This is a genomic window from Sphingomonas gei, assembly GCF_004792685.1.
Lineage (GTDB): Bacteria > Pseudomonadota > Alphaproteobacteria > Sphingomonadales > Sphingomonadaceae > Sphingomonas > Sphingomonas gei.
In genome coordinates, this window is sequence record NZ_SRXT01000004.1 from 533,248 (window position 1) to 558,486 (window position 25,239).

General features: G+C 68.2%; 23 protein-coding genes. 9 read left to right on the top strand and 14 right to left on the bottom strand.

Going from position 1 to position 25,239, the window contains the following annotated elements; all coding sequences use genetic code 11:
• Positions 1-26: 26 nt before the first annotated feature.
• Positions 27-1,457 carry a mannitol dehydrogenase family protein gene (locus tag E5A73_RS12495; RefSeq protein ID WP_135964137.1) on the top strand — a complete coding sequence of 477 codons (1,431 nt, stop codon included), beginning with the start codon at positions 27-29 and terminating at the stop codon, positions 1,455-1,457.
• A 24-nt stretch (positions 1,458-1,481) separates the two neighbouring features.
• Here E5A73_RS12495 and E5A73_RS12500 read toward each other — a convergent pair whose 3' ends face one another.
• From E5A73_RS12500 to E5A73_RS12515, 4 genes are all read right to left on the bottom strand, one after another.
• Entirely contained in the window at positions 1,482-2,576 is a 1,095-nt protein-coding gene (locus tag E5A73_RS12500) for an ATP phosphoribosyltransferase regulatory subunit (RefSeq protein ID WP_206366479.1), read from the bottom strand.
• 123 nt (positions 2,577-2,699) lie between these two features.
• On the bottom strand, positions 2,700-4,277 hold the full coding sequence (serA, locus tag E5A73_RS12505) for a phosphoglycerate dehydrogenase (RefSeq protein WP_135964138.1): 1,578 nt from the start codon (positions 4,275-4,277) through the stop codon (positions 2,700-2,702).
• 98 nt (positions 4,278-4,375) lie between these two features.
• Complete coding sequence (locus E5A73_RS12510) at positions 4,376-5,536, bottom strand: phosphoserine transaminase (protein ID WP_135964139.1); 1,161 nt, start codon at positions 5,534-5,536, stop codon at positions 4,376-4,378.
• Positions 5,537-5,738: 202 nt separating this feature from the next.
• Entirely contained in the window at positions 5,739-6,617 is an 879-nt protein-coding gene (locus E5A73_RS12515) for an alpha/beta hydrolase (protein WP_135964140.1), read from the bottom strand.
• A 131-nt stretch (positions 6,618-6,748) separates the two neighbouring features.
• Here E5A73_RS12515 and E5A73_RS12520 point away from each other — a divergent pair, with 131 nt between their 5' ends.
• Together E5A73_RS12520 and E5A73_RS12525 are read left to right on the top strand one after the other, a co-directional pair.
• A complete protein-coding gene (locus E5A73_RS12520) occupies positions 6,749-7,411 on the top strand; it encodes an extensin family protein (protein ID WP_135964141.1) in 663 nt (220 codons plus the stop codon).
• Between the two features lie 33 nt (positions 7,412-7,444).
• The gene (locus tag E5A73_RS12525; protein WP_135964142.1) at positions 7,445-8,320 is read left to right on the top strand and encodes an LOG family protein; all 876 of its coding nucleotides are present in this window, start codon (positions 7,445-7,447) and stop codon (positions 8,318-8,320) included.
• 52 nt (positions 8,321-8,372) lie between these two features.
• On the opposite strand, the gene E5A73_RS12530 is transcribed toward E5A73_RS12525, so the two are convergent.
• A complete protein-coding gene (locus tag E5A73_RS12530) occupies positions 8,373-9,071 on the bottom strand; it encodes a c-type cytochrome (protein ID WP_135964143.1) in 699 nt (232 codons plus the stop codon).
• Positions 9,072-9,172: 101 nt separating this feature from the next.
• Between E5A73_RS12530 and E5A73_RS12535 the strand changes: the two genes are divergently transcribed.
• Entirely contained in the window at positions 9,173-10,063 is an 891-nt protein-coding gene (locus E5A73_RS12535) for a prephenate dehydratase (protein ID WP_135964144.1), read from the top strand.
• Positions 10,064-10,196: 133 nt separating this feature from the next.
• Here E5A73_RS12535 and nudC read toward each other — a convergent pair whose 3' ends face one another.
• From nudC to E5A73_RS12550, 3 genes are read right to left on the bottom strand one after another with little or no spacing between them, the layout of a single operon-like run.
• Positions 10,197-11,066 carry an NAD(+) diphosphatase gene (gene nudC / locus E5A73_RS12540; RefSeq protein ID WP_135964145.1) on the bottom strand — a complete coding sequence of 290 codons (870 nt, stop codon included), beginning with the start codon at positions 11,064-11,066 and terminating at the stop codon, positions 10,197-10,199.
• Positions 11,067-11,076: 10 nt separating this feature from the next.
• Entirely contained in the window at positions 11,077-12,363 is a 1,287-nt protein-coding gene (locus E5A73_RS12545) for a serine hydrolase domain-containing protein (protein ID WP_135964146.1), read from the bottom strand.
• Positions 12,356-13,402, bottom strand: coding sequence for an A/G-specific adenine glycosylase (locus E5A73_RS12550; protein ID WP_135964147.1), 1,047 nt, complete (start codon positions 13,400-13,402; stop codon positions 12,356-12,358). The genes E5A73_RS12545 and E5A73_RS12550 overlap by 8 nt, the downstream gene beginning before the upstream one ends.
• A 28-nt stretch (positions 13,403-13,430) precedes the next feature.
• On the opposite strand from E5A73_RS12550, the gene E5A73_RS12555 reads away from it, so the two are divergent.
• From E5A73_RS12555 to smc, 4 genes are read left to right on the top strand one after another with little or no spacing between them, the layout of a single operon-like run.
• Positions 13,431-13,973, top strand: coding sequence for a DUF721 domain-containing protein (locus tag E5A73_RS12555; RefSeq protein ID WP_135964148.1), 543 nt, complete (start codon positions 13,431-13,433; stop codon positions 13,971-13,973).
• Positions 13,973-14,680, top strand: a complete 708-nt coding sequence (locus E5A73_RS12560; RefSeq protein WP_135964149.1) for a thioredoxin domain-containing protein — start codon at positions 13,973-13,975, stop codon at positions 14,678-14,680. Before E5A73_RS12555 ends, E5A73_RS12560 begins: the two co-directional genes overlap by 1 nt.
• A 30-nt stretch (positions 14,681-14,710) precedes the next feature.
• On the top strand, positions 14,711-15,460 hold the full coding sequence (locus E5A73_RS12565) for a thioredoxin domain-containing protein (protein ID WP_135964150.1): 750 nt from the start codon (positions 14,711-14,713) through the stop codon (positions 15,458-15,460).
• A 25-nt stretch (positions 15,461-15,485) separates the two neighbouring features.
• Positions 15,486-18,893 (top strand): chromosome segregation protein SMC, encoded by a 3,408-nt coding sequence (smc, locus tag E5A73_RS12570; RefSeq protein WP_135964151.1) that lies wholly within the window; start codon positions 15,486-15,488, stop codon positions 18,891-18,893.
• 141 nt (positions 18,894-19,034) lie between these two features.
• Here the strand turns inward: smc and E5A73_RS12575 are convergent, their stop codons facing one another.
• The 5 genes from E5A73_RS12575 to E5A73_RS12595 form a co-directional block, all read right to left on the bottom strand.
• Positions 19,035-20,036: a glycosyltransferase family 4 protein gene (locus E5A73_RS12575; protein ID WP_135964152.1), complete on the bottom strand. Its 1,002-nt coding sequence runs from the start codon at positions 20,034-20,036 to the stop codon at positions 19,035-19,037.
• A complete protein-coding gene (locus tag E5A73_RS12580; RefSeq protein ID WP_135964153.1) occupies positions 20,033-21,601 on the bottom strand; it encodes an alpha-amylase family glycosyl hydrolase in 1,569 nt (522 codons plus the stop codon). Before E5A73_RS12580 ends, E5A73_RS12575 begins: the two co-directional genes overlap by 4 nt.
• A 127-nt stretch (positions 21,602-21,728) precedes the next feature.
• A complete protein-coding gene (locus E5A73_RS12585; protein WP_135964154.1) occupies positions 21,729-22,850 on the bottom strand; it encodes a glycoside hydrolase family 130 protein in 1,122 nt (373 codons plus the stop codon).
• A 13-nt stretch (positions 22,851-22,863) separates the two neighbouring features.
• Positions 22,864-23,577, bottom strand: coding sequence for a hypothetical protein (locus E5A73_RS12590; RefSeq protein WP_135964155.1), 714 nt, complete (start codon positions 23,575-23,577; stop codon positions 22,864-22,866).
• Positions 23,574-23,858 (bottom strand): chorismate mutase, encoded by a 285-nt coding sequence (locus E5A73_RS12595; RefSeq protein ID WP_135964156.1) that lies wholly within the window; start codon positions 23,856-23,858, stop codon positions 23,574-23,576. The genes E5A73_RS12590 and E5A73_RS12595 overlap by 4 nt, the downstream gene beginning before the upstream one ends.
• Before the next feature lie 75 nt (positions 23,859-23,933).
• Here E5A73_RS12595 and E5A73_RS12600 point away from each other — a divergent pair, with 75 nt between their 5' ends.
• Complete coding sequence (locus E5A73_RS12600) at positions 23,934-24,947, top strand: polyprenyl synthetase family protein (protein WP_135964157.1); 1,014 nt, start codon at positions 23,934-23,936, stop codon at positions 24,945-24,947.
• A gap of 36 nt (positions 24,948-24,983) precedes the next feature.
• Here the strand turns inward: E5A73_RS12600 and E5A73_RS12605 are convergent, their stop codons facing one another.
• The gene (locus tag E5A73_RS12605) at positions 24,984-25,199 is read right to left on the bottom strand and encodes a hypothetical protein (protein WP_135964158.1); all 216 of its coding nucleotides are present in this window, start codon (positions 25,197-25,199) and stop codon (positions 24,984-24,986) included.
• Between the last annotated feature and the right edge of the window lie 40 nt (positions 25,200-25,239).

Below are 25,239 nucleotides of genomic sequence, written 5' to 3' on the forward strand. Positions count from 1 at the left end.
CGGGCCCGGCCTGCTTGGTTCGCGGCATGCTTTTGTCCCGCGCATCGCTCGCCCAGCTCCCCGGTACCGTCGCCCGCCCGGCGCGCGCCGTCGACGTCATCCGGACCGGGATCGTCCATTTTGGCCCCGGTGCGTTCCACCGCGCGCACCAGGCCGCTTATGTCGACCGGCTGCTCGAGTCCGACCCGCGCTGGGGGATCGCGGCGGTGTCGCTGCGCAGCGGCACGACCACCGACGCGTTCAGGGCGCAGGACGGGCTCTACACGCTGGCGGTGATCGACCGCGAACCGTCGCTGCGGATCGTCGCCGCGCACTCGGACGCGATCGGCCCGGGCGAAGGCGCGCGGCTGCGGAAACTGCTCGCCGATCCCACGGTGCGGATCGCGACGAGCACGGTCACCGAGAAAGGCTATTGCCTGGCCGGCGACGGCACGCTCGATCTCGCGCATCCCGACATCGTCCATGACCTCGGCCAGCCGGCCGAGCCGGCGAGCGTGATCGGCTGGATCGTTGCCGGGCTGGGCGATCGCCGCGACGCGGGGCTGTCGCCGTTCGCGATGCTATGCTGCGACAACATGACCGGCAACGGCGCCAGACTCCGGGCCGCCTGCGTCGCCCTGGCGCGAGCCCGGGATGCCGGGCTCGCCGACTGGATCGCGGATGCGGTGGCGTTTCCCGATTCGATGGTCGATTCGATCACCCCGGCGAGCGATGCCGCTTTCCTCGCCAAGGTGGAGGATGCGCTCGGGGTCGAGGACCGCGCCGCGGTCCAGCGCGAGCGCTTCACCCAATGGGTGCTCCAGCGCTTCGAGCTCGCCGATGGCCCCGATCTCGCCGCGGCGGGGGTGACGCTGACCGGCGACGTGCGTGGCTATGAGCAGGCCAAATTGCGCATCCTCAACGGCGCGCATTCGACTCTGGCCTATGTCGGGCTCGCGCGCGGGCACGAGACTGTGTTCGAGGCGATGTCCGATGCTGCGCTCGAAGGCTTCGTCACGCGGCTGGTGCATCGGGACATCGCCGCGTCGCTCAAGCCGGTCGACGGACTCGACAAAGCCGCTTATGCCGGCGCGGTGCTCGATCGGTTCCGCAATCCCGAGATCCGCCACTTGCTGGCGCAGATCGCCTGGGACGGGTCGCAGAAACTGCCATACCGCCTGCTGGACACGGTGCGCGACGCGCTCGATGCGGAGCGCAGTGTCGAGCGGCTGGCGGTGCCGGTAGCGGCGTGGATGGCGTTCGTGCGGCGCAAGGCCGAGGCGGGCGAGACGATCACCGACCCGCTCGCCGACACGCTCGCCGCGGCGGCGATCAGCGCCAATCCGGTGACCGCGATGCTGGCGCTCGAGCCGGTGTTCGGTGCGCAACTGGGCGCCGACGAGCGGTTTCGCGCCGCGGTGCGCGAGGCGTACCAGCATTTCGCGCAGGGCGATGCCGGGCCGCTGCTGGGGCGGTAGGCGCTTGCCGATCGCCACGGAAGGTTAGAGAGTACGCGGCCCGCCATCCCCCAGGACATGGGTGCAGAGCTGCGCCTCCGGGGTATCCCCGGCTTCGAGCGCGGCGACGGTGACCCAGCCTTGCGCACGCAGCCTTGTGCCCTCTATGGCTGGCGTGCCGAACGGCAGGAACAGCCGGCGGCGCTCGTCGACGCTGAGCCCGGCGTCAAGGATCGGGTCGGTAAACAGCGAGAAGCCTACCGCCGGCTCCTCGTGGCCGTCGCCGTGGAGGATGGTATAGGTGCCGCCGCGGCCGATCTCGCCGCGTACCCCGCGCGCGAAGATCGAGAAGCCGAGCCAGCTCTGATATTCGAAGCCGTGGCGCTCGGTCGGGTCGAGGGTGAGCGCCGCCTGTCCGTTCACGCTCGCGGCGATCTGCGCGAGCGCGTCGAGCCGGCTCGCCAATGCATTGCCGGCATCGATCGCGCGGAGCCGCGCCATTGCCGCGTCGAAGGGCCCCGCGGCCTCGATCAGCGGCAGCCAGCGCGCGTCGATCGCAGCGACGCCGCCGGCGTCCTTCGCGTCGAGGCGGTCGCGCAAGGTGTTCAGCGTCGGCGGGTCGAGCTCGCGCGCCAGCGTGTCGACGAGATCGGGAAGCGTGAAGTCGAGGGCTATGCCGCTCACCCCGGCGGCCTGCAGCGCTTCGATCGCGACGCGAACGACCTCGATCGCCGCCGCGACGGTATCGAGTCCGATCAGTTCGCATCCCATCTGGCGCATCGCGCGCTGTGGGTTGAGCTCTGAGGCACTGAGCTTGACCACGGCGCCGGCGTAGGAGAGCCGTACCGGGCGGGGATGGTGGCCCATCCGCGTCGCGGCGATCCGGCCGATCTGCGCGGTAAGATCGGGGCGGATCGCGAGCGTCCGCTGCGACACCGGATCGACGAAACGCACGGCATCGCGCACGCCGCCTGCCTTGAGCCGCGAGGCGAGCTCGTCGGCGAATTCGACGAGCGGCGGATCGACTTGCTCATAGCCATACAGCCTTGCCACGCCGAGCACGCGCGCTTCCAACCCCGTGGCGGCATCGGCGGCGGGAGGAAGGCGATCGTGGAACCCTTCAGGGAGCAGGCCGGTCATACGGATGGAGGTCCTTTCGCCTGCCCCATATCCGTTCGGGATGAGCCTGTCGAAGCCCGTGCTTCCTCTCGAGAAAGAACGGCCCTTCAACAAGCTCAGGGCGAACGGTGTTGGCGCCATGCCTCAGAACTTCAGCGCCATCGCCGTCTTCACCCCAGGCAGCGCGCGGACTCGTGCGACCAGTTCCGGAGTGACTTCGTCGTCGACCGAAAGCAGCAGCACCGCTTCGCCTCCGGTGTCGCGGCGGCCGAGGTGGAAGGTTCCGATGTTGACACCGTCCTCGCCCAGCGACGTGCCGAGCCGGCCGATGAAACCGGGCGCATCTTCGTTGACGACGTACAGCATGTTGCCGAGCAGATCGGCCTCGACCTTGATCCCGAACAATTCGACCAGCCGCGGCTGCGCGTTCGAGAACAGGGTGCCCGCCACCGAGCGCTCGCCTGCATCGGTCTTGAGCGAGACCCGCAGCAGGGTGTGGTAATCGCCTTCCTTCTCGTTGCGGACTTCGCGCACTTCCATGCCGCGCTCCTTGGCGAGGAACGGCGCGTTGACCATGTTCACGGTGTCCGAATGGACGCGCAGGAAGCCGGCCAGCACTGCACTGACGATCGGCTTCTGGTTCAGTTCGGCGGCGGCGCCTTCGCTGTGGATCGAGACGCGGGCGATCTCGCCATGCGCGAGCTGGCCGATCAGGCTGCCGAGCTTCTCGGCGAGCGCCATGTACGGCTTGAGCCGCGGGGCTTCCTCGGCCGACAACGAGGGCACGTTGAGCGCGTTGGTGACGCCGCCCGAGACGAGGAAGTCGGCCATCTGCTCGGCGACCTGGATCGCGACATTGACCTGGGCTTCGTTGGTCGACGCGCCGAGATGCGGCGTCGAGATGAAGTTCGGCGTGCCGAACAAGGGCGATTCCTTCGCCGGCTCGGTCACGAACACGTCGAGCGCGGCGCCGCCGATATGGCCCGAATCGAGCCCCTCCTTGAGCGCCGCTTCGTCGATCAGCCCGCCGCGCGCGCAATTGACGATGCGCACGCCCTTCTTGGTCTTGGCGAGATTCTCGCGGCTGAGGATGTTGCGGGTCTGGTCGGTCAGCGGCGTGTGCAACGTGATGAAATCGGCGCGCAGCAGCAGATCGTCGAGCGTCATCTTCTCGACGCCCATCTCCAGCGCGCGCTCGGGGGTGAGGAAGGGATCATAGGCGATCACCTTCATCTTGAGGCCCAATGCCCGATCGGCGACGATCGAGCCGATATTGCCCGCGCCGATCAGTCCCAGCGTCTTGCCGGTGACTTCGACGCCCATGAAGCGGTTCTTTTCCCACTTGCCCGCCTGGGTCGACTTGTCGGCCTCGGGCAAGTCGCGGGCGAGCGCGAACATCAAGGCGATGGCATGCTCGGCGGTGGTGATCGAATTGCCGAACGGGGTGTTCATCACCACTACGCCCTTGGCCGAGGCGCTGGGGATGTCGACATTGTCGACGCCGATCCCGGCGCGGCCGACGACCTTTAGGTTGGTCGCGGCGTCGAGGATTTCCTTGGTGACCTTGGTCGAACTGCGGATCGCGAGGCCGTCATACTGGCCGATGATCGCCTTGAGCTCCTCGGGCGTCCTGCCGGTGATCTCGTCGACTTCGACGCCGCGCTGCCGGAAGATCTCGGCGGCCTTGGGGTCCATTTTGTCGCTGATCAGTACCTTGGGCATTTTATTTCTCCACCCCGTCACCCCGGCAAAGGCCGGGGCCCAGGGTTACAAAGGGTGTCGCGTGTGATTCTGGATCCCGGCTTTCGCCGGGATGACGATCAAGAGTGGCGGGCGGTCGCGTAAGCCCAGTCGAGCCAGGGCCCGAGCGCCTCGATATCGGCGGTGTCGACCGTGGCGCCGCACCAGATGCGCAGCCCTGGGGGAGCGTCGCGATAGCCGGCGATGTCGTACGCCGCGCCTTCCTTGTCGAGCAGGCCGGCGAAGGTCTTGATGAACGCTTCGTCGGCGCCCTCGACGGTCAGGCACACGCTGGTCGTCGAGCGAATCGCCTCGTCTTCGGCGAGATTGCCGAGCCAGTCGCGGTCGGCGACGATCTTCTGGAGCGCCGCGGCGTTGGCATCGCTGCGCGCGATCAGCCCATTGGCACCGCCGATCGACTTGCCCCATTCGAGCGCGAAGATCGCGTCCTCGACGGCGAGCATCGACGGGGTGTTGATCGTCTCGCCCTTGAACACGCCCTCGGCAAGCTTGCCCTTGGAAACCAGACGAAACACCTTCGGCAGCGGCCGGGCCGGGGTGTAGTTCTCGAGCCGCTCGACGGCGCGCGGGCCGAGGATCAGCACGCCGTGGCCGCCTTCGCCGCCCAGCACCTTCTGCCACGAGAAGGTCGCGACATCGATCTTGTCCCAGGGCAGGTCATAGGCGAACACCGCGCTGGTCGCGTCGGCGAAGCTCAGGCCTTCGCGGTCGTCGGGAATCCAGTCGCCATTGGGGACGCGGACGCCCGACGTGGTGCCGTTCCAGGTGAACAGCACGTCGTTCGACCAATCCACCTGGGTCAGGTCGGGAAGCTGGCCGTAATCGGCGCGAAGCACGGTCGGATCGAGCTCGAGCTGCTTGACCGCATCGGTGACCCAGCCCTCGCCGAAGCTCTCCCAGGCGAGCGTCGTCACGGGCCTGGCGCCCAGCATCGTCCACATCGCCATTTCGAAGGCACCGGTGTCCGATCCGGGAACGATGCCGATGCGGTGCGTGTCGGGCAGGCCGAGTAGCTCGCGCATCAGGTCGATCGCATATTGGAGGCGTGTCTTGCCGATCTTCGAGCGATGCGAGCGGCCGAGCGATTCGCTGGCGAGCTTCGACGCATCCCAGCCCGGGGGCTTGGCGCAGGGACCGGAAGAGAAAAAGGGGCGTGCCGGCTTGGTGGCGGGCTTGGCGGCGGACGCAGCTGGGGCGTCGGTAACGGCAGAATCAGTCATGTCAGTCTCTCCTCGCAGAGAGCACGCGCGGCGTTGGGACCGCGTGGCCCGCCGACGGCCCTAGCGGCGGCGGGCGCGAAGTCAACCTGCGGGAATTGCATAACGCCACATCCAACCCCGTCACCCCGGCGAAGGCCGGGGCCCAGAGTTACTCTGCCCGGCCTTGCTTGGCTCTGGGCCCCGGCTTCCGCCGGGGTGACGGTTATTTTTCAGGCGGCCAATTGGCGAGCAGCCCGCGGTCGGTCATCCAGTCGGTGATCCGCGCCGGCCAGTTGCGCAAGGACACCAGCGGGGTGGTTTCGCCCAGGTTGAATGCGTGCCCGCCCGCTGCATACATATGAAGCTCGGACGAGGCACCGGCGGCGCGATAGGCATTCAGCAGGTCGATGATCGGTTGCGAGCAGCATTGGTCGTCATTGGTCGCGGTCATTAGCAAAGGCGGCGAATCGCGGGTGATCTTCTCCTCGGCATGGAGCGGTCCCGGGAAGACGAGCACGCCGAAATCGGGGCGCGCCGAGAGCCGGTCGATCGCGTCGCCCCGGCCCGGGGCGGCCACCGGCGGGCTGAGCAAGGTGACGCGCGCCAGCTCGCCGCCGGCCGAGAAGCCGACGACCCCGATCTTGTGCGGATCGAGCTTCCATTCGCCCGCCCGCGACCGGATCGTCCGCATCGCGCGCTCGGCATCCTGGCGGGCATGCTCGAAGCTGTAGGGCGAATCCTTGCCCCGGAAGAGCCGGTAGCGCAGCACGAACGCCGCGATGCCGCGCTCGTTGAACCAGCGCGCGGCATTGTCGCCTTCGCTGGTGATGACCAGGAATTCGTGCGCGCCGCCCGGCATCAGCAGCACCGCGGCGCCGGTCTCGCGGCCGGGGCGTGCGGGGAAATAGGTGATGCTCGGGTCGTTGACCGGCTTGAGCCAATAGGCCTCGGCCTGTTCGGGGATGTTCTTGCGGCTTTCGAAGCCGGGGGCACCGTCGGCCCATAAGGCGATGCGCTGCGGCGCGGCGGGCGGCTGTTGCGCCAGCACCGGCGACGCGACGAGGGCGAGCGCCCAGGCGAGGGCAGCGAACAGCTTGGTCATGGGCCTCTCCAAATGCCACTTGCCTTTGCGCGGCTTGGGATATGGTAGCGGTAACAGAAACAGAGTCAAACCGGTGCCTGGGTGCGACCGGGGGCAGCGATTCTTGGGAATCGCCGTGCTATGCCTGCTGGATGCGCCGCGGCACCGTGCTCCTCGCCCTGTTTCTCGCCAGCTGCATGGGCGGCGGCGACCGTCCTGCGCCGATTCGCGAGCGTAAATCGGGGCCGATCACGCTCAATCGGCCGACGCCGCGCGAGACGCAGCAATGCTTCACCGATCTGTCGCGCGAGCGGGTCCGCTATTCGGCATTGCCCGATCGCGACTTCGGCGGCGGCTGCGTCGTCACCGGCGCAGTGCAATTGATCGACATCGGCGTGCCGGTGACCAACCTCAAATCGATGCGCTGCCCGCTGGCGCGCAGCTTCGCTGGCTGGGTGCGCTTCGCGGTCGCGCCCGCCGCGAAGCAGATCCTCGGCAGCGAACTCGTCCGCGTCGAAAGCTTCGGCAGCTATTCGTGCCGCGCGATCATCGGCGGCAATGCCGCGGCGTCGGGGCGGATGTCCGAGCACGGGCTCGGCAATGCCGTGGATGTGGGCGCGTTCATCCTCGCCGACGGGCGCAAGGTGCGCGTCGAGACCGGGTGGAAATCGGACGACCCCGCGGTGCGCCAGTTCTTCCAGGTCATCCACAATTCCGCCTGCAAGCGCTTCCGGACGGTGCTCAGCCCCGACTATAACGCCGCGCATTACAACCACCTCCATCTCGACATGGGCCGCGGACCGTTCTGCGCCTAGGCAAGCCCGCGCGATCGGCCTAAGCCGGCCCAAATGAGCAACGATACACGCGTCCCGAGCCGCGTCTTCCGCCCCGCGCAGGAAGAAGCGGAAAACGCCAACACCAACAGCGGCACGCCCCAGACCGAGCACCCGGCCTATCGCCTCGCCTTCCAGGACATGGACTTCCTGCTGCGCGACGATCTGCGCCCGGTGCGCTTCCAGCTCGAATTGCTCAAGCCGCAGCTGATCCTCGATGCGGCGAACATCGCCTCGACCTTCGTGGTCTATGGCTCGGCGCGGATCCCCGAGCCCGAAAAGGCCCAGGCGTTGCTCGAGCTGGCCGACACCCCCGAGCAGAAGAAGATCGCCGAGCGGCTGATCGAGAAGTCGCATTACTACACCGTCGCGCGCGAGCTGGCGCAGCTGGTGAGCAATTTCCCGCTCGACGAGGCGGGCAAGCGCCACTTCGTGGTGTGTTCGGGCGGCGGGCCGTCGATCATGGAGGCGGCGAATCGCGGCGCGCGCGACGTGGGTGCCGACACCGTCGCGCTCAACATCGTGCTGCCGCACGAACAGGCGCCGAACCCCTATGTCACGCCGTCGCTGTCGATGCAGTTCCACTATTTCGCGCTGCGCAAGATGCACTTCCTGCTCCATGCGCGCGCCGTCGCGGTGTTCCCCGGCGGGTTCGGCACGTTCGACGAGAGCTTCGAGCTGCTGACCTTGATCCAGACCGGCAAGATCGATCCGATCCCGGTGTTGTTCTACGGCAAGGCGTTCTGGGAGCGCGTCGTCAATTTCGAGGCGCTGTGCGAGGAAGGCGTGATCGGCCCGCGCGACCTGGGCCTGTTCCACTTCGTCGAGACCGCGGAAGAGGGCTGGCAGATCGTCCAGGATTTCTGGCGCGACCGCGAAGCGCGCGGCTGAAGGCCGGCGCCATCGCCAAATGAAAAAGGCCGCCCGGGAGGCGGCCTTTTCGTTATTTGTTGCTCTTGGGCAGTCCGGCCTTTTCCTCGGCCTGGATCGCCGCCTGCGGATCCTTGGCGGGGGTGCCTTCCGCCGGCGTCGCCTGGTTCGAGAGTTCGGCGGGGTCGGCACCCGCGGCGACGTTCGCCTGGGCGGCGTTGTCCGCTGCCGGTTCTTCGCCTGCCGCCGGTGCGGCGGGGAGCGGCAGGTTCGAACCCTGCGAATTGAGATAGGCGATCACGTTCGCGCGATCCTGCGGGTTGGCGATGCCGGCGAAGGTCATCTTGGTGCCCGGGGCATATTTGCGCGGCGACGTCAGCCATGCGTCGAGCGCGTCGAACGTCCAGTTGCCGGGGACTCCCTTGAGCGCGTCCGAATAGGCGAAGCCCGGGACATGGCCGTGGGGCTTGCCAACCGCGGCATAGAGGTTCGGGCCGATGCCCGAAGCGCCGCCCTGGTTGATCGTGTGGCAGGCGGTGCACTGCTTGAACACATCGGCGCCCTTGGCGAGGTCGGCAGCGGCGAGGCGCGTCGCGATCGGCGCGACGGCAACAGCGCCGCCCTCGCCGCTTTCCTCGACGCCTTCGATCGCATAGCCCATCTTCTCGGGGCGTTCGGAGTGGAAGATCATGCCGCTCGCGATCGACAGGCCGAGCGCGGCAATGCCGCCCGCCAATGCCCAGCCTGCAATCGTATTGAACCGATCGTCCATCACACGCCCCTAAAGGAAAGTCGTTCGCCCTTTAGGCTGCGGTTTTTGCTATCGCAAGCCGGGGTTGCCGCGGGAAACGCGCACCGCTAGCGCGCGATGCCATGGAGAATTTCGCCGCACCCGCACGTCCGATCGTCGCCGAGATGATCGCCAAGGCCTCCGCCGAACCGCAGCGTGCCGTCGCGTTCCAGGGCGCGCCGGGTGCCAATTCGCATATCGCGGTGCGCGAAGCCTTTGCCGACGGGCTGCCGCTGCCCTGCTTCTCGTTCGAGGACGCGATCGACGCCGTGAAGGAAGGCCGCGCCGACCGCGCGATGATCCCGATCGAGAATTCGCTCCACGGCCGCGTCGCCGACATCCATTTCCTGCTGCCCGAATCGGGGCTGGCGATCACCGGCGAGCATTTTCTGCCGATCCGCTACGGTTTGATGGGCACCGGGACGATCGATCAGGTCCGCGAGGCGATGAGCCACCCGCAGGCGCTCGGCCAGTGCCGGCATTGGCTCAAGGCGCGCGGCATCGCGCCGGTCGCCTATCCCGACACCGCCGGCGCTGCCGCTGTGATCGCCGAGCTCGCGGATCCGGCAATCGCCGCGTTGGCGCCGCCGGGGGCGGCGGAGCTCTACCGTCTGAACCTGCTCGAGACCGACCTGGCCGATGCCGAGCATAATATGACTCGCTTCGTCGTGCTGGCGCGCGACGCGCGGGCGGTGCCGGCGGAGGGGCCGATGATGACCACCTTCATCTTCGAAGTGCGCAACGTATCGGCCGCGCTCTACAAGGCGTTGGGCGGCTTCGCGACCAACGGCGTCAACATGACCAAGCTGGAGAGCTATCAGCGCGGCGGCAGCTTCGCGGCGACCGAATTCTATGCCGACATCGTCGGCGGGCCGGGCGATCCGGCGATCGACCGCGCGCTCGAGGAACTGAAGTTCCACTCCAAGTGGATGCGCGTGCTCGGCACGTACCCGCAGGCGCGCGAGCGGCCGTAGGGCTCGTTTCATTTGGGCTTATTCTTGTTCCCCTGCGAAAGCAGGGGTCAAGGGTCACGAGCGGGGCGCTCCGGGTTCCTAGGCCCTGCTTTCGCAGGGGAACTGACCAGCTTCAACGCAGGCGGAGTCGACTCTAGCCGCCGTCGACCCACGCCGTAAGCAGCGTGTGGGCGATCGCGTAAGGCGGTGCCGCGCCGAACGGGGCGGCGGGATCGCCGGCCAGTGCCAGCCGCACATCCTCGCGGGTGAACCAGCGTGCATCCTCGAGCTCGTTGACGTCGAGCGTGATCGCTTCGTCCTGGGCCGCGCCGATGCACGCGATCATCAGCGACGACGGGAACGGCCAGGGCTGGCTGGCGACATAGCGCACCGCGCCGACGCGGATGCCGGCTTCCTCGAATATCTCGCGGCGCACGGCTTCCTCGACCGATTCGCCGACCTCGAGGAACCCGGCGAGTGCCGAATAGCGTCCGGCCGGCCAGGGCGGCTGGCGGCCGAGCAGAACCTTGTCGCCGCGCTCGGCGAGCATGATCACCACCGGATCGACGCGCGGGAAATGCTCGGCGTGGCAATTGGGACATGAACGCGCCCAGCCCGCGCGGAAAATCGCCGTAGCGGTGCCACAGACCGCGCAGAAACCGTGCCGGCCGTGCCAGTCGACCAGGCTGCGCGCCGCGGCATAGAGCGCGGCGTCGCCGGCGTGGAAGCGGTCGAGCATCGCGAACAATGCCGGCGATCGGCCGCCGGGAAACGGCTGGCCGTGCGGTGGCGCGGTGGCGAACAGCGGCACACCCTGGTCGAAGCCGAGGAACAGCCGCTCGCCCGCCGCCGCGTCGAGCCCGGTCCAGGCGAGGCGACCGTCAGCGTCGAGTTCCGGATCGAGCCCGTGGAGCACCAGCAGCCGCGCGCGCGGATCGGACTCGGCTTCGCGAAGCAGAGCGGGCTCGTGGCGAATCCGGTCGGCACGGTCGACGGTGCCGCCGGTGAAACCGGGTGGTGTCACCGGGCAGGGCTCATTGGGCGAGATCGTCGTAGATCGCCTTGCCGACTTCGCGCTTGAGCCCCTTGTCGCTGAAGCTGTTGATCATCGCAGTGACGCGCAATTTGTGTACCGGATCGGCCCAGCCGATCGTCCCCGCGGCGCCGCCCCAGCCATAGGTGCCCTTGCCGGGCCCGCCGGGCTTGTCGGCGAGGTAGACCGAACCGCCCGCGCCGAAGCCCATCGGCACGCCGCTGTCCGCGGTCATGTTGGCGAGCGTCGAGCGATCGACGGACGCCGGCAACAGGTCCGACATCGCCAGCTTCACCGTCGCGGGCTTGAGGATGCGGACACCCTCGAGTTCGCCGCCATTGACCAGCATGTGGAGGAAGCGGTCATAGTCGCGTGCCGACATGACGAGCCCGGCGCCGCCATACGGGAAGCTCGGCGGCTGGAGCCAGACCGAGGCTGCCCCGGTATCGATCGCCAGCTTGGGGGTCAGATAATTGGTGGCGAGAATGCGTGCCTTGTCCTGCGGCACCGTCCAATAGCTCGCGCGCATCTTGAGCGGGTCGAAGATGCGGGTCTGGACGAAGCGGTCGAACGGCATGCCGCCGGCGACTTCGATCACGCGCCCGAGCAGATCGAGCCCGATCGAATAGCTCCATTTGCTGCCCGGCTCGGCCATCAGCGGGAGCGTCGCCAGGCGATCGGCGAATTCCTCGAGGCTTTTCGGCCGCGCCGCGCGCATGTTCGGCTCCATCAGCGTGTTGATCGCCGCGGGGTTGATCCCGAGCCGGGTATATTCGTCGATCAGCGGACCCGATTTGCCGGGCAGGACATATTCCAGCCCGGCGGTGTGGGTGAGCAGGTTGCGCACCGTGATCGCGCGAGTCGCCGGGCGGCTGGTCAGGTCCTTGGTGGGATCGACCAGGACTTTCATGTCCTTGAACGCCGGGATGAAGTCGCTGATCGGCTGGTCGAGCCCGAGCTTGCCTTGCTCGACGAGGATCATCGCGGCGATGCCGGTGATCGGCTTGGTCATCGAATAGACCCGCCACAGGCTGTCGGCGTCGGCCGCAGGTGCGTTCGCCTCGAGCGCGATGCGGCCCTCGGCGACCACGTGCGGTGGCGCATTGCCGACTCCGCTCACAATGACGATGCCCGGAACCCTGGCCTCGGCGACGTAGCGCTTCGCGACCGCTTCGGTTGCCGACTGGTTCTGCTCGGCGCGCGACGGCAGCGGGACCGTCGCCTGCGGCCAGGCCGGGCTGGCGAGCGCCAGTGCCGCGATCGATCCGAATATCCGCCAGCTACGCATGCATCCTCCCGAACGTTCTTGCCGCCTTGGCGAATAAGGTGGGCAATCCCGCCGATTCAATCTCGGCGATTGGCCACCATTCGCCCTGCGGCGCGTCTGTGTGCTCCGGGATTGTTGCAGCCGCAAGCGCCACGTCGAGGTTGAAATGGGTGAAACCGTGGCGGACCTGCTCGTCGAGCATGCGCCACTCGGCCGAAATCGGTGCGTCGGCGAGGCCCGGCGGCGAATCGGCCCAAGGACCCGTCGGCAGCGCGCACATGCCGCCGAGCAGGCCTTTCGCGGGTCGGCGGACGAGCAGCACCCGGCCCGCGCGCTCGATCCAGAACATCGTGCCGTAGCGTTGCGGCTTGGCCGGCTTGGCGGCCTTGACCGGGAACATTTCGGGCGCGCCGGTGGCGAAACCGTCGCATTGCTCGCGAAGCGGGCAGGCGAGGCAGCGCGGTGCGCGCGCAGTGCAGAGGGTGGAGCCGAGGTCCATCATCGCCTGCGCGAAATCGCCGGCGCGAGCGTCCGGGGTGATCGAATCGGTGAGTGTGCGGATCCTGGGCCGGGCACCGGGCAAAGGCGCGGTCACTGCGAACAGCCGCGTCACTACCCGCTCGACATTGGCATCGACCACCACGGCACGCTGCCCGAAGGCGATCGCGGCGATCGCCGCTGCGGTATAGCCACCTATTCCGGGCAGGCCGAGTAGTTCGGCTTCGGTCTCGGGAAGGCTCCCGCGCGCCGCGACGGCACGGGCACAGGCCAGCAGGTTGCGCGCCCGGGCATAATAACCGAGGCCCGCCCAAGCTGCCATGAGTTCGGCGTCCTCGGCGGCGGCCAGTGCTTCGAAGCTCGGCCAGCGCGCCGTGAATTTTTCGAAATAGGGAATGACGCTGGCGACCTGGGTCTGCTGGAGCATCACTTCGCTCAGCCACACCCGATAGGGATCGGGTGCGTTCGCTCCCGGCCGCGCGCGCCACGGCAAATCGCGGGCGTGGGCGTCGTACCATTTGAGCAAGGGGGCGGCGATGGTGCGAGGGACGTTGTCGGACACGCCCCGCCTATGGCATGGGTTGCCGGCAATGACGAAGGCCCCGGACAAACCCAAGCGCGCCACCACGCGCCAGCCCAAGCTCGAGCCGCAGCGCTCGAACCGGTCGCGGCCGGTTTCCGAGCTGCTGCCCGATGTCGGCCGCGCCGCGTTCCGCAAATTCGGCTTCGTCCAGCATGCGATCGTCAGCCGCTGGGGCGAGATCGTCGGCGAGCGCTATGCGCGGGTGTCGGTGCCCGAATCGATTCGCTTCCCGCAGGGTCAGCGCGCCCAGGGCGTGCTGACCCTCGTCGTCGGCGGCGCGCATGCCCCGATGATGCAGCACATCGCGCCCGAGATCATCGAGCGCGTCAATCGCTTCTTCGGCTATGCGGCGGTGGCGCGCGTCGCGATTCGCCAGGGCGAGGTCAAGCGCGTCGCCAAGGCGGCCCCGCCGGCCAGCCTGGCACCGCTTTCCGAAGCGATGGGCGACAGCCTGCGCGGGATCGCCGACCCCGAACTCAAGGCCGTCCTCGAATCGCTTGCCGCCGGAGTGGCGGCGGCGGAGAGCATCAAGCTTGGCAGGATCGACTGATGACACTCCGTTTCTTCGCCGCCGCTTTGGTGTTGCTCGTCGGTGCCGGCCCCGTCACGGCGCAGCAGGCGCGGCGCGCGCCCGTCGCCAATTGGGTCGCCACCGTCGCCAAGACGCCGGAGGGCGGCTTCCGCCAGGGCAACCCGAACGCCCGGATCAAGCTGGTCGAATATGGCTCGCGCACCTGCCCGACCTGCGGGCGTTTCGCCGCGGAGGGCGTGGAGCCGCTGCGCCGCGATTGGATCGCCAGCGGAAAATTGAGCTACGAGTTTCGCGACTTTCTGATCCACGGCGTACCCGATCTCTCGCTGGCGCTGCTCAACCAGTGCGTGCCCGTAGCGCGCTTCTTCCCGGTGCTCGATCAGATGTTCGCCAGCCAGGAGAGCTTCGAGGCGCCGCTGCACAAACTGATCGAGACCCAGCCCAAGCTGGTCGAGGGCTGGCAGCGGCTTCCCCCGCCGCAGGCCGCGACCAAGTTCGCCGAATCGCTCGGGATGATCGCATTCATGAAGGCGCGCGGGCTGCCCGAGGCGCAGGCGCGGCGCTGCCTGTCCAACTCCGCGCTGATCAAGGGTGTGGCCGAGACCTTTTCGCGCGGCACCAAGGCCGGCGTCCAGGGCACCCCGAGCTTCTTCATCAACGGCCGCCAGGTGCGCGCCTTCACCTGGGATCAGCTCCAGCCCGAGCTTCGCGCCGCGGACAGCTGATCGATCCTTTTCTTTCGGAGACCCAAGACCATGCGTTCTGCCATCGCTTTTCTTCCCCTCCTCGCGCTCGCGGCCTGTGGCGGCGATGGCGGCAATGCCTCGGCGCCGGTTACGTCGAGCACGCCGGTGGCCAATGTCGCGCCGCCCGCAGGCAAGCAATGGGTGGATGTCGTCAGCAAGACCGCCGAGGGCGGCTATATCCAGGGCAACCCCGCCGCGCCGATCAAGCTGCTCGAATATGGCTCGCGCAGCTGCCCGACCTGCGGGCGCTTCGCGGCGGAGGGCGTGGAGCCGCTCCGTCAGAAATATGTCTCGACCGGCAAGGTGAGCTACGAGTTCCGCGACTTCCTCGTCCACGGCGCGCCCGATCTGTCGCTGGCATTGCTCAACCAATGCGCGCCGACCGAGGCGTTCTTCCCGATCCTCGACCAGATGTTCGCCAACCAGGAAGCGTTCTACAAGCGCACCGATGAGTTGCAGAAAAGCAACCCGCAACAGCTCCAGCAGCTCCAGCAGCTGCCGGCGCCGCAGGCCGCCGCGGGCTTCGCCGAAGCGCTCGGCCATATCGAATTCATGAAGCAGCGTGGCATCCCCGATGCGCGTGCGCGCCAGTGCCTCAGCGACCAGAAGACGATCCAGGCGATCGCCAAGGTCAATGCCGACGCGACCACCGAGCACGGCGTCAGCGGCACGCCGAGCTTCTTCATCAACGGCAAGCAAGTCGAAGCGTCGATGTGGTCGCAGGTCGAGTCGGCGTTGCAGGCGGCCGGAGCCCGGTAAGGGCCGAGCCGCAGGGGGGCGGGGCATGCAGATCAAAAGGCTGCGGCTGACCGGCTTCAAGAGCTTCGTCGACCCGGCCGATCTGCGCATCGAGCCCGGCCTGACCGGGATCGTCGGCCCCAATGGCTGCGGCAAGTCCAACCTGCTCGAGGCGTTGCGCTGGGCGATGGGCGAGAACAGCGCGAAGTCGATGCGCGGCGCCGGGATGGAAGACGTGATCTTCGCCGGCACCGCGACACGGCCGGCGCGCGACTTCGCCGAAGTGTCGATCCTCGCCGAGCAGGTCGGCGAGGATGACGAGCTCGAAGTCGTCCGTCGGATCGAGCGCGGCGCGGGGTCTGCCTATCGACTCAACGGCCGCGACGTGCGGGCCAAGGACGTCGCCCTGGTGTTTGCCGATTCGGCGACCGGCGCGCACTCGCCGGCTTTGGTCAGCCAGGGGCGGATCGGCGCGATCATCTCGGCCAAGCCCGGCGAGCGCCGCGCGATGCTCGAGGAAGCGGCGGGGATCGCCGGGCTGCATGTGCGCCGCCGCGACGCCGAGCAGAAATTGCGTGCGACCGAGGCCAATCTGACGCGGCTCGACGAAGTGATCGGCGATCAGGAGGCGCGTGCCGCCGCACTCAAGCGTCAGGCGCGCCAGGCCGAACGCTATCGCGAGCTTTCCGAGCGGATCCGCATCGCCGAGGCGCGGATGATCTTCGCGCGCTGGCGCGATGCCGCCAATGCTTCGGATGCGGCGAAGAAGGAGGCCGCGGCGGCGGAGGCCTTGGTAGCCGAGCGGGCGGCGGCGCATGACGCCGCGGCGGCGCGTCAGCAGGCGGCTGCCGAGACGCTCGCCGCGGCGCGTGCCGATGCGCTCGGCGTGCGCGATCGCGCAACCGACGCCATGCACCGGCTGGCGACGTTGCGCGGCGAGCGGGCCGCAGTCGAACGCCGCATCGGCGAGTTGCGCGACGCGCAGGCCCGGCTTGCCGACGATCGCGGCCGCGAAGGCGCGCTCGCCCACGATGCCGCCGAGGCGCTGGCGCGGCTCGCCGAGGAGGCCAGCGGCCTCGACGGCCGAATCGCCGATACGACCGCGCGGATGCCGACGCTCGACGCTGCGCTCGCCGATGCCGAACGCGCCGCGCGCGACGCCGAAGTCGCACTCGCGCAGGCGCTGGCGGCGCAGGCGAGCGAGGCGGCGGAAGCGCGCGTCGCCGAGGCGGCGTTGATCGCGGCGCGCACCCGCGCCGAACGCGCGGCGCGCGATCAGGCGCGAGTCGATGCCGAGGTCGCCGCGCTGGGCAGCGCCGAGCCGCTCAACGCCGAGAAGGCGCGTGCGGCCGAAGCGCGCGCGAAGGCGGTGCGGCAGGCCGAGACGGCGCGCGCCGGGCTCGCCCGTGCCGACGCCGCCGAGCGCGGCGCGATCGAATCGCGTGATCGCGCTCAATCGGCGCGGTCGGTCGCGCACGCCGAACTCGCCCAGCTCGACGGCGAGGCGGCGGTGCTCGCCAAGGCGACGCGGCCCTCGGGCAAGGACCGGCTGCTCGACCGGCTCACCGTCGATGCGGGCTATGAGCGCGCGCTCGCCGCAGCGCTGGGCGACGATCTCGAGGCGGGGCTCGATACCAAGGCCGAGCGCTATTGGGCGGGGGCCGAGCCGGCAGCCGGCGATCCCGCCGCCCCGACGGACACTACGCCATTGGCGCGTCATGTCGCAGCGCCGCCGGGGCTCGCGCGCCGGCTTGCGCAAGTGCTGGTGGCCGAGAAGGATAGCGGCCAGGCGCTGGCGGTGGGGCAACGGCTGGTGACGCTCGCCGGGGTACTGCGGCGGTGGGACGGCTATGTCGCCAGATCGGGCGGGGCGGCGGCGGCCGAACGACTCGAGCGCGTCAATCGGCTGGCCGCGATCGAAAAGGCGCGCCCCGCGGCGGTGCGTGCGGTCGAGGCGGCGGAGGCCGAGCTGGCGCGGATCGATGCGACCATCGCCTCGGCACGGCAGGCTGCCGCCGAATGCCGCCGCCTGCTCGACCATGCCGAGAATGCCGGGCGCGAGGCCGGACGCGCCGAGGATCGTGCGACCGCGCAGATCGAGCGACGCGAGGCGCAGCGTGCCGATCTCGAAGCGCGTCGGGCGCGGGTCGCTGCCGAGCAGGCGGAGGCGGCGGGCGAACTGGCGCGTGCCGAGGAAGCCAAGGCGGCGCTGCCCGATGGCTCGGCAACCCGCGCGCGGGTGGCTGCGCTTTCCGCCGAGGCCGAAGTGCGTCGCAGTGCCGCGGCCAATGCCCGCAGCGAGCGGGGCACGCTGGAGCGTGAGATCGGGCAGGCGCGCGAGCGGCTCGCTGCCGCCACTGCCGAGAGCCGCAGCTGGAAGTCCCGCGCGGGCGAGGCGGCGCGGCGGGCGACCGAGATGGAGAAGCGCGCCGCCGAGCTGGCGGAGGAGAGCGAGGGGATCGCGGCGCGCCCGGCCGAGCTGGACGCCGCGGTTGTCGAGGCTGAGGCGACGACCGAGGCGACGCGGGCCGAATCGGCTGCGGCGCAGGCCGCCGAGCGCGAAGCCGAGGCAGTGCTCCGCGCGACCGAAGGCGATGTCCGCGCCGCCAACGAGGCATTGGCCGAAGCGCGGGAGGCGCGGGCAGGGGCGAGTGCGCGCGCCGAGAATCAGGAGATGCGCCGGATCGAGATGGGGCGGCTCTCGGGCGAGCGCTTCGAATGTCCGCCGCCTCTGCTTCCCCAGAAAGCCGGGTTCGAGGCGGAAAGCGTGCGTAGCCCGCAGGATGAATCCGCCGCGCACGAGAAGCTCAGCGTGGACCGCGAGCGGATCGGACCGGTTAACCTGGTCGCCGAGGCCGAGCTCGCCGAGCTCGAGGCGGCGTTCACCAGCAACGCGCAGGAGCGTGACGAACTGGCGCAGGCGGTCCACCGGCTGCGCGGGTCGATCGGCACGCTCAACCGCGAGGGGCGCCAGCGGCTGCTCGCGGCGTTCGAGGCAGTCGACCTGCATTTCCGCCGCCTGTTCTCGACTCTGTTCGACGGCGGGCAGGCGCATCTCGAACTGATCGATTCGGACGATCCGCTCGAGGCGGGGCTGGAGATCATGGCGCAGCCGCCGGGCAAAAGGCTCCAGTCGCTCACGTTGCTCTCAGGCGGCGAGCAGGCACTGACTGCGGTCGCGCTGATCTTTGCTTTGTTCCTGACCAATCCCGCGCCGATCTGCGTGCTCGACGAAGTCGACGCGCCGCTCGACGACGCCAATATCGAGCGATTCTGCGACTTGCTCGAAGTGATGACCCGCGAGACCGCGACGCGCTATCTGATCGTCACGCACAACGCGGCGACGATGAGCCGGATGCACCGGCTGTTCGGCGTGACGATGGTCGAGCGCGGGGTGAGCCGGCTGGTGTCGGTCGATCTTGGCGGGGCGGAGAATTTGCTGGCGGCAGAGTAGATCCCTCTCCCGTCGGGAGAGGGAGGGAGCCGACGAAGTCGGCGGAAGGTTGAGGGCAGGCGCGGGACAGCAGTTGCTGCCCTCACCCTTCCCACGCGCTTCGCGCGCGGGCCCCTTCCCGCTCCCGAGGGGAGCGGGAGATCAGGCCAGTATCCGCTCGTACAGCGCGATGTATTTGTCGGCCATTGCTTCGACCGAGAAGTGATCCACGATGCGCTTGCGGCAGGCGGCGCGATCGATCTGTTCCACCCGGTCGATCGCCGCGATGGCCTCGTCGGTCGAGCCTACCAAAATCCCGGTCTCGGGAGTGATCAGCTCAGGCATGCTCCCGCGGTCGATCGCGATCACCGGCGTGCCGCATGCCATCGCTTCGATTACCGACAGCCCGAAGGGTTCGTCGAAGCTGATCAGATGCAGCAATGCCCGGGCGCCGCCGAGCGCCTGCAATCGCGCCGCGCCGCCGACGGGGCCATGATAGACGATGCGGTCGTTCAGATGCGGTTTCACCTCGCGCTCGAAATAGCCTGAATCCTGGACGATGCCGTAGAGATCGAGCCGGCGGCCGGTCGCCCGAGCGACCTGGATCGCCTCTTTCGCCCCCTTGTCGGGGTGCATGCGGCCGAAAAATAGCAGATCGTCGCTGCCTTGCGCGTCGAACGGGAATTCGTCGAGGCGGATGCCGTGGTGGATCGTCGCGGCGTAGTTGAGCGACGGGTGGCGATCGGCCGCGCTGATCGCGACGAAATGGACGCGGTCCTCGAACGGCTTGTACATCGGCAGGATGCGATCCGACGAGAAGCCGTGGATCGTGGTGACCATTGGCGTGTCGATCAGCGGGGTATAGGCATGCGCAGGAAAATCGGCCTGATTGTGGATCAGGTCGAAGTCGCCGGCACGGGCGAAAAGATGCGACTGATGGGCATATTCCCACACCTTGGCGTCGATCGCCGGGTCTTCCTCATAGCCGCGCGGCACCACCCCGGCGAGTGTGCCCGCGGTCTCCGAATCCTGCGTGGCGAACAAAGTCACGTCGATCCCGCGCGCAACCAGCGCCTCGGTAAGCAGGCTCGTCACCAGCTCCCATGGGCCGTAATGCCGCGGCGGGGTGCGCCACGCGATCGGCGCCAGCATTGCGATCTTCATCCGAGAATATAGCCTTCGTTCGGGCCCAGTATCGCGGGATCGTCGCCGGTCCCGGTGGTGCGTAGAACCGACAATCCCTCGGCCCATTCGGGTATCGCAAAGCTCTCGGGACGATCCCCGAGATTGAGCACGACCAGCAGGCGCGCATCGCCATGGCGGCGTTCGTAGGCGAGGAGGTTTCCGGTGCAGTCGATCGGAAGCCAGTCGCCGATCGACAGCGCGCGATGCTTCCGGCGGAGCGCAAGCAGGTCGTGATGGAGTCGCCACATCGAATGCGGATCGTCGCGCTGTGCGGCGAGGTTGCGCGCCTGCCAGTCCTGGTGGAGCGGCAGCCACGGCGCCGCGGTCGAGAAGCCGGCATTGGCGCTCGCATCCCACGCCATCGGCGTGCGCACCGGATCGCGGCCGAGGCCGATGCCGGGCTCGCGCAGCTCGCGCGGATCCTGCACCTGACCGGGCGGGATCGCGACGTCGGCCATGCCGATTTCGTCGCCATAATAGATCGTCGGGGTGCCGCGCAGGGTGAGCAGCAGCATCGCCGCGACGCGCGCTTGCGCCGGACCGAAGCGCGTCGCGGCGCGGGGACGATCGTGGTTGCCGAGCACCCAATTGGGCCAGCCGCCGGCGGGCAAAGCGGCCTCGTAGTCGGCGATCAGTCTGGCGAGGCTGCGCGCCTCCCACGGCGCGTCGATCAACTGGAAGTTGAACGGCAGATGCACCCCCGGCTGGTCCTTGCCGTAATAGTCCATCAGCCGATCGACCGGCAGATAGATCTCGCCGATCAGCACGCGCTCGGGATAGCCGTCGGCGACGCGGCGCATTTCGGCGGCGATGCCGTGGACTTCGGGCTGGTCGGTCGAATGGAGCTGGAGCAGCTGGTGCATCTCGCCCATCGCCGGGGTGAAAGCGGGGTTGGCCGGATTGTCGGGGAAGTCGGGGTGTTTGATCATGTGCCACAGCACGTCGATGCGGAAACCGTCGACTCCGCGATCGAACCAGAAGCGCAGCACGTCGAGCATCGCCGCGCGCAGCTCCGGGTTGCGCCAGTTGAGGTCGGGCTGCTCCTTGAGGAAGGCGTGGTAATAATATTGGCCGATGTCTGGGTCATATTCCCACGCCGAGCCGCCGAAATCGCTGATCCAGTTATTGGGCGGGCCGCCGCCCGGGGCGGGATCGCGCCATAGGTACCAGTCGCGCTTGGGATTGTCGCGCGAGCTGCGGCTTTCGAGGAACCAGGGGTGCTGGTCCGAGCTGTGATTTGGGACGAAATCGAGCAGCAATTTGAGCCCGCGATCGTGCGCGGCGTTCAGCAGCGAGTCGAAGTCCTCGAGCGTGCCGAAGCGCGGGTCGATCCCGGTGTAATCGGCGACGTCGTAGCCGAAATCGGCTTGTGGGCTGGGGTAGATCGGCGAGACCCAGATCGCGTCGACGCCCAATGCGACGAGGTCGTCTAGGCGCGATTCGATGCCGCGCAGATCGCCGATCCCGTCGCCGTTCGAATCCTGGAACGAGCGCGGATAGATCTGGTAGATGACGCCATGCTGCCACCAGAGGGGGTCGGTCATCGCTCCTGCCTCTCTTCTACCGTTCGCGCTGAGCTTGTCGAAGGGCGGTCTTGCTGTGGCCGGCGCTTTGCAAAGGCAGGACGGCGCTTCGACAAGCTCAGCGCGAACGGCGAGAGGATAGTCCGTTTCACCTAAACCGCTCCTTCGAAATATGCGTGATCCGGCAGGCCAGGTCCGCCTCCCCGCCGGCGACGATGTAGCGATCGCCCGCGTCGACCAGGCCGGTGGTGAACACAACCGGGGTCGGCAGGTACATCTGGTGTGCGATCTCGTCGGTGAGCGCCGGATTCGCCTCGATTAGCGGCACGTCGTCCTCCAGCCGCAGAATCTTCGAAGGATCGTCGCGGTCCAGCAATGCCCAGAAGCTGCGATAGATGCCAACGGCGCCGCGCTTCTCCACACCGTGATAGATCATCATCCAGCCATCGGGGGTCAGCACCGGCTGGCTGCCGCCGCCGATCCGCTGGGTGCTCGTCGTGCCCTTGCGCGCGCGGATGCCCGGCGTGTCGAGCGGCTTCCAGTGGAGCCCGTCGGGCGATTGCGCGATGTTGATCGAAGGGCCGCCGAGCCACGGGCTGTCCTCGGGATAGGCGAAATAGCATTCGCCGAGCGGACGCGTGAGCGCCATAAACTTGCCGCCGATGTTTCCCTCGAACAGGATCATGTCCTTGTTCTGGTGATCGAGCACAATCCCGAGCAGTTCGTAGTCGAGGCCGTTGGCCGAACGGTACATCGCGGTGCAATGGCGTTCGGCCGAGACGCCGCAGGCGGTCATCCAATAGGCGCCGTCGATCCTGGTGATGCGGGCGTCCTCGACGCCGTAATCCATATAGCTGGCGCCGGGCGCGATCGCCTTGTCGTAATGGATCGCGACGATCTCGCGCCCCTCGCGGTCGAGCTCGACCGGGAGCAGCCAGGACAGCGAGGTCAGCCCGAGCAGGCGCGGATTGCGATCCTTGAGCGCGAACTGGCGCGGATCGTCCATGTCGATCTGGTGGACCGGGTGACGATCGAGGACATAGCCGTTTGGCGTCCAGCGGATCGCCCGAGCGGCGTCGGTATCGACCGGATCGCGCAACGCTTCGGCGACGCGGACCATCAGCAGCAGATTGCCGTTCGGCAGCCGGGTAAAGCCGGGATTGAACGCGCCGAGGACATGCGTCGGTTCGTCGACGCCGCGCCGGAGCGGAGAGCGGGACAGGTCGACCTGGTCGGGGCGAAAGATCAGATAGTCGTCGCGGTCGGGCATCTGCCCCCCTTGGTCAGCAGCCGGGAATCTGGCTCTCGCCGCCCTCGAGCACGAAGCGGTCGCCACGGCGAACGTATCGCTCGGCGAACGATCGGGTTCCCGCGTAGCGCACGGTAAAGCTTTGGTCGCGGACGATATCGGTCAGGCTGCCGGTCAGCGATTGCGGATTGTCCTGTGCCATCCCGCTATCGTCGAAGAGGGTGGGGATGCTCGCCAGGCTGGCTGGGCCGGTCGGGCGCAGCTCGATCAGGTCGGTGTCGCCGACGGTGCAGCCCTGCCAGGTGCCGCCGCCTTCGACCACCAGCACGGGCAGCGTCGCGAACTTGTCCGACACCGACCATTTGGCGAGATCGCCGAAGCTGCCGCTCATCGCGGCTTCGGGAAACGCCTTGGCGAGTACGAAGCCGCCATCGGCCTCGCGCAGATAATAAGCCGCGATCACGCCGCCCTCGGGGTGACCTGCGTCGGGAGCATGGCCGTGGCGCAGCAGCACCGGGCCGAATGGCGTGTCGAGGAGCTTGTCGTCCTTGCCGAACGCATAGCGGCCGTCGCCGACGGGAACCACGCGCAGCGCGGCAGCGAGCCGCTCTGCCGGCGAAAGCGGGGCCGGGCTGGCGATCGCCTTGGGCCTGGCCTTGTGGGTGGGCGCGGTCGGCTTGTCCGGCACGGCATCGCAGCCGGCGAGCAATGCGGCGAGCGCGACCCAGGCGGGCGTCCGGGGGCTCATATCGCGTCGCGCAGCCGCTCGTGATGGCGAATCACTTCGTCGATGATGAAGCGGAGGAATTTCTCGGAGAATTCGGGGTCGAGATCGGCCTGCTTGGCCAGCGCGCGCAGCCGGGCGATCTGCGCGTCCTCGCGAGTTGGATCCGCCGGGGGCAGGTTGTGGGTGGCCTTGTAAGCGCCGACCGCCTGGGTGACCTTGAAGCGCTCGGCGAGCATGTGGATCAGCGCGGCATCGATATTGTCGATGCTCTGGCGGAAGCGATTGAGCGTCTCGTCGGGCATGGCCGCCTCTTTTGCGCGGGCAGCGACGCTACGCAAGCCTTGCCTTTGCCGCCGTCACGCGCCAGAGCCGCGGCGATGAGCGCTACCATCCATCGCTTGGGGCAAAAGCCCGAGCCGTCGCTGGAACCGATGCTGCAGCTGGTGGCGCACGATCTCAATCTGGTGAACGCGGTCATCCTCGATCGCATGCAATCGAACATCCCGCTGATCCCCGAGCTTGCCGGCCATCTGATCGCGGGCGGCGGCAAAAGGATGCGGCCGATGCTGACGCTCGCGAGTTCGCAATTGCTCGGCTATTCGGGGACCCGGCACCACCGGCTCGCCGCCGCGGTCGAATTCATCCATACCGCGACCCTGCTCCACGACGACGTCGTCGATTCGTCGGACCTGCGGCGCGGCAAGCGCACCGCCAACATCATCTGGGGCAACCCGGCGAGCGTATTGGTCGGCGACTTTCTGTTCTCGCGCAGCTTCGAGCTGATGGTCGAGGACGGCAGCCTCAAGGTGCTCAAGATCCTGAGCAATGCCAGCGCGGTGATCGCCGAGGGCGAAGTCAACCAGCTCACCGCGGTGCGCCGGCTCGACATTTCCGAGGAGCGCTATCTCGACATCATCGGCGCCAAGACCGCGGCATTGTTCGCCGCCGCCTGCCGGATCGCCGCGGTGGTCGCCGAGCGGTCCGAAGGCGAAGAGGCGGCGCTCGACGCCTATGGCCGCAATCTCGGCATCGCGTTCCAATTGGTCGACGATGCGATCGACTATGTCTCCGACGCCTCGACGATGGGCAAGGACGCGGGCGACGATTTCCGCGAGGGGAAGATGACCCTGCCGGTCATCCTCGCTTATGCGCGCGGCGACGCGGCGGCGCGGGGCTTCTGGAAGGAAGCGATTTCAGGACGGCGGGTTGCCGACGCCGACTTCGCCGAAGCAATCGCTTTGGTCCGCGCGAGCCGTGCAGTAGACGATACGCTGGCCCGCGCGCGCCATTACGGCCAGCGGGCGATCGACGCGCTCGCGGGCTTCGCGCCGGGTGCGGCGAAGGATGCGATGGTCGAAGCGGTCGAGTTCGCAGTCGCCCGGGCTTACTGAAAGAAAGCGCCGCTCCCGAGAGAGCGGCGCCCGCCTTCACTCTTCCTCTGCGGCCGGCTCGTCTTCGTCATCGACGGCGAGGGCATCGTCCTCATCATTGTCGAGCTGCTCCTCGATCGCCTCGACGATCAGGTCGAGCTGCTCGAATCCGGCAGTGAATTCCATCGTTTCGCCGTCTTCGTCCTCGAGATGGAGCGTGTAATCGCCCGCGCTATCCGGGGTGATCGTGAACTGTGCCAGCGTGCGTGCCATGTCTGATGCTCCTTAGGCTTCGATTGCGCCTAACACGGCT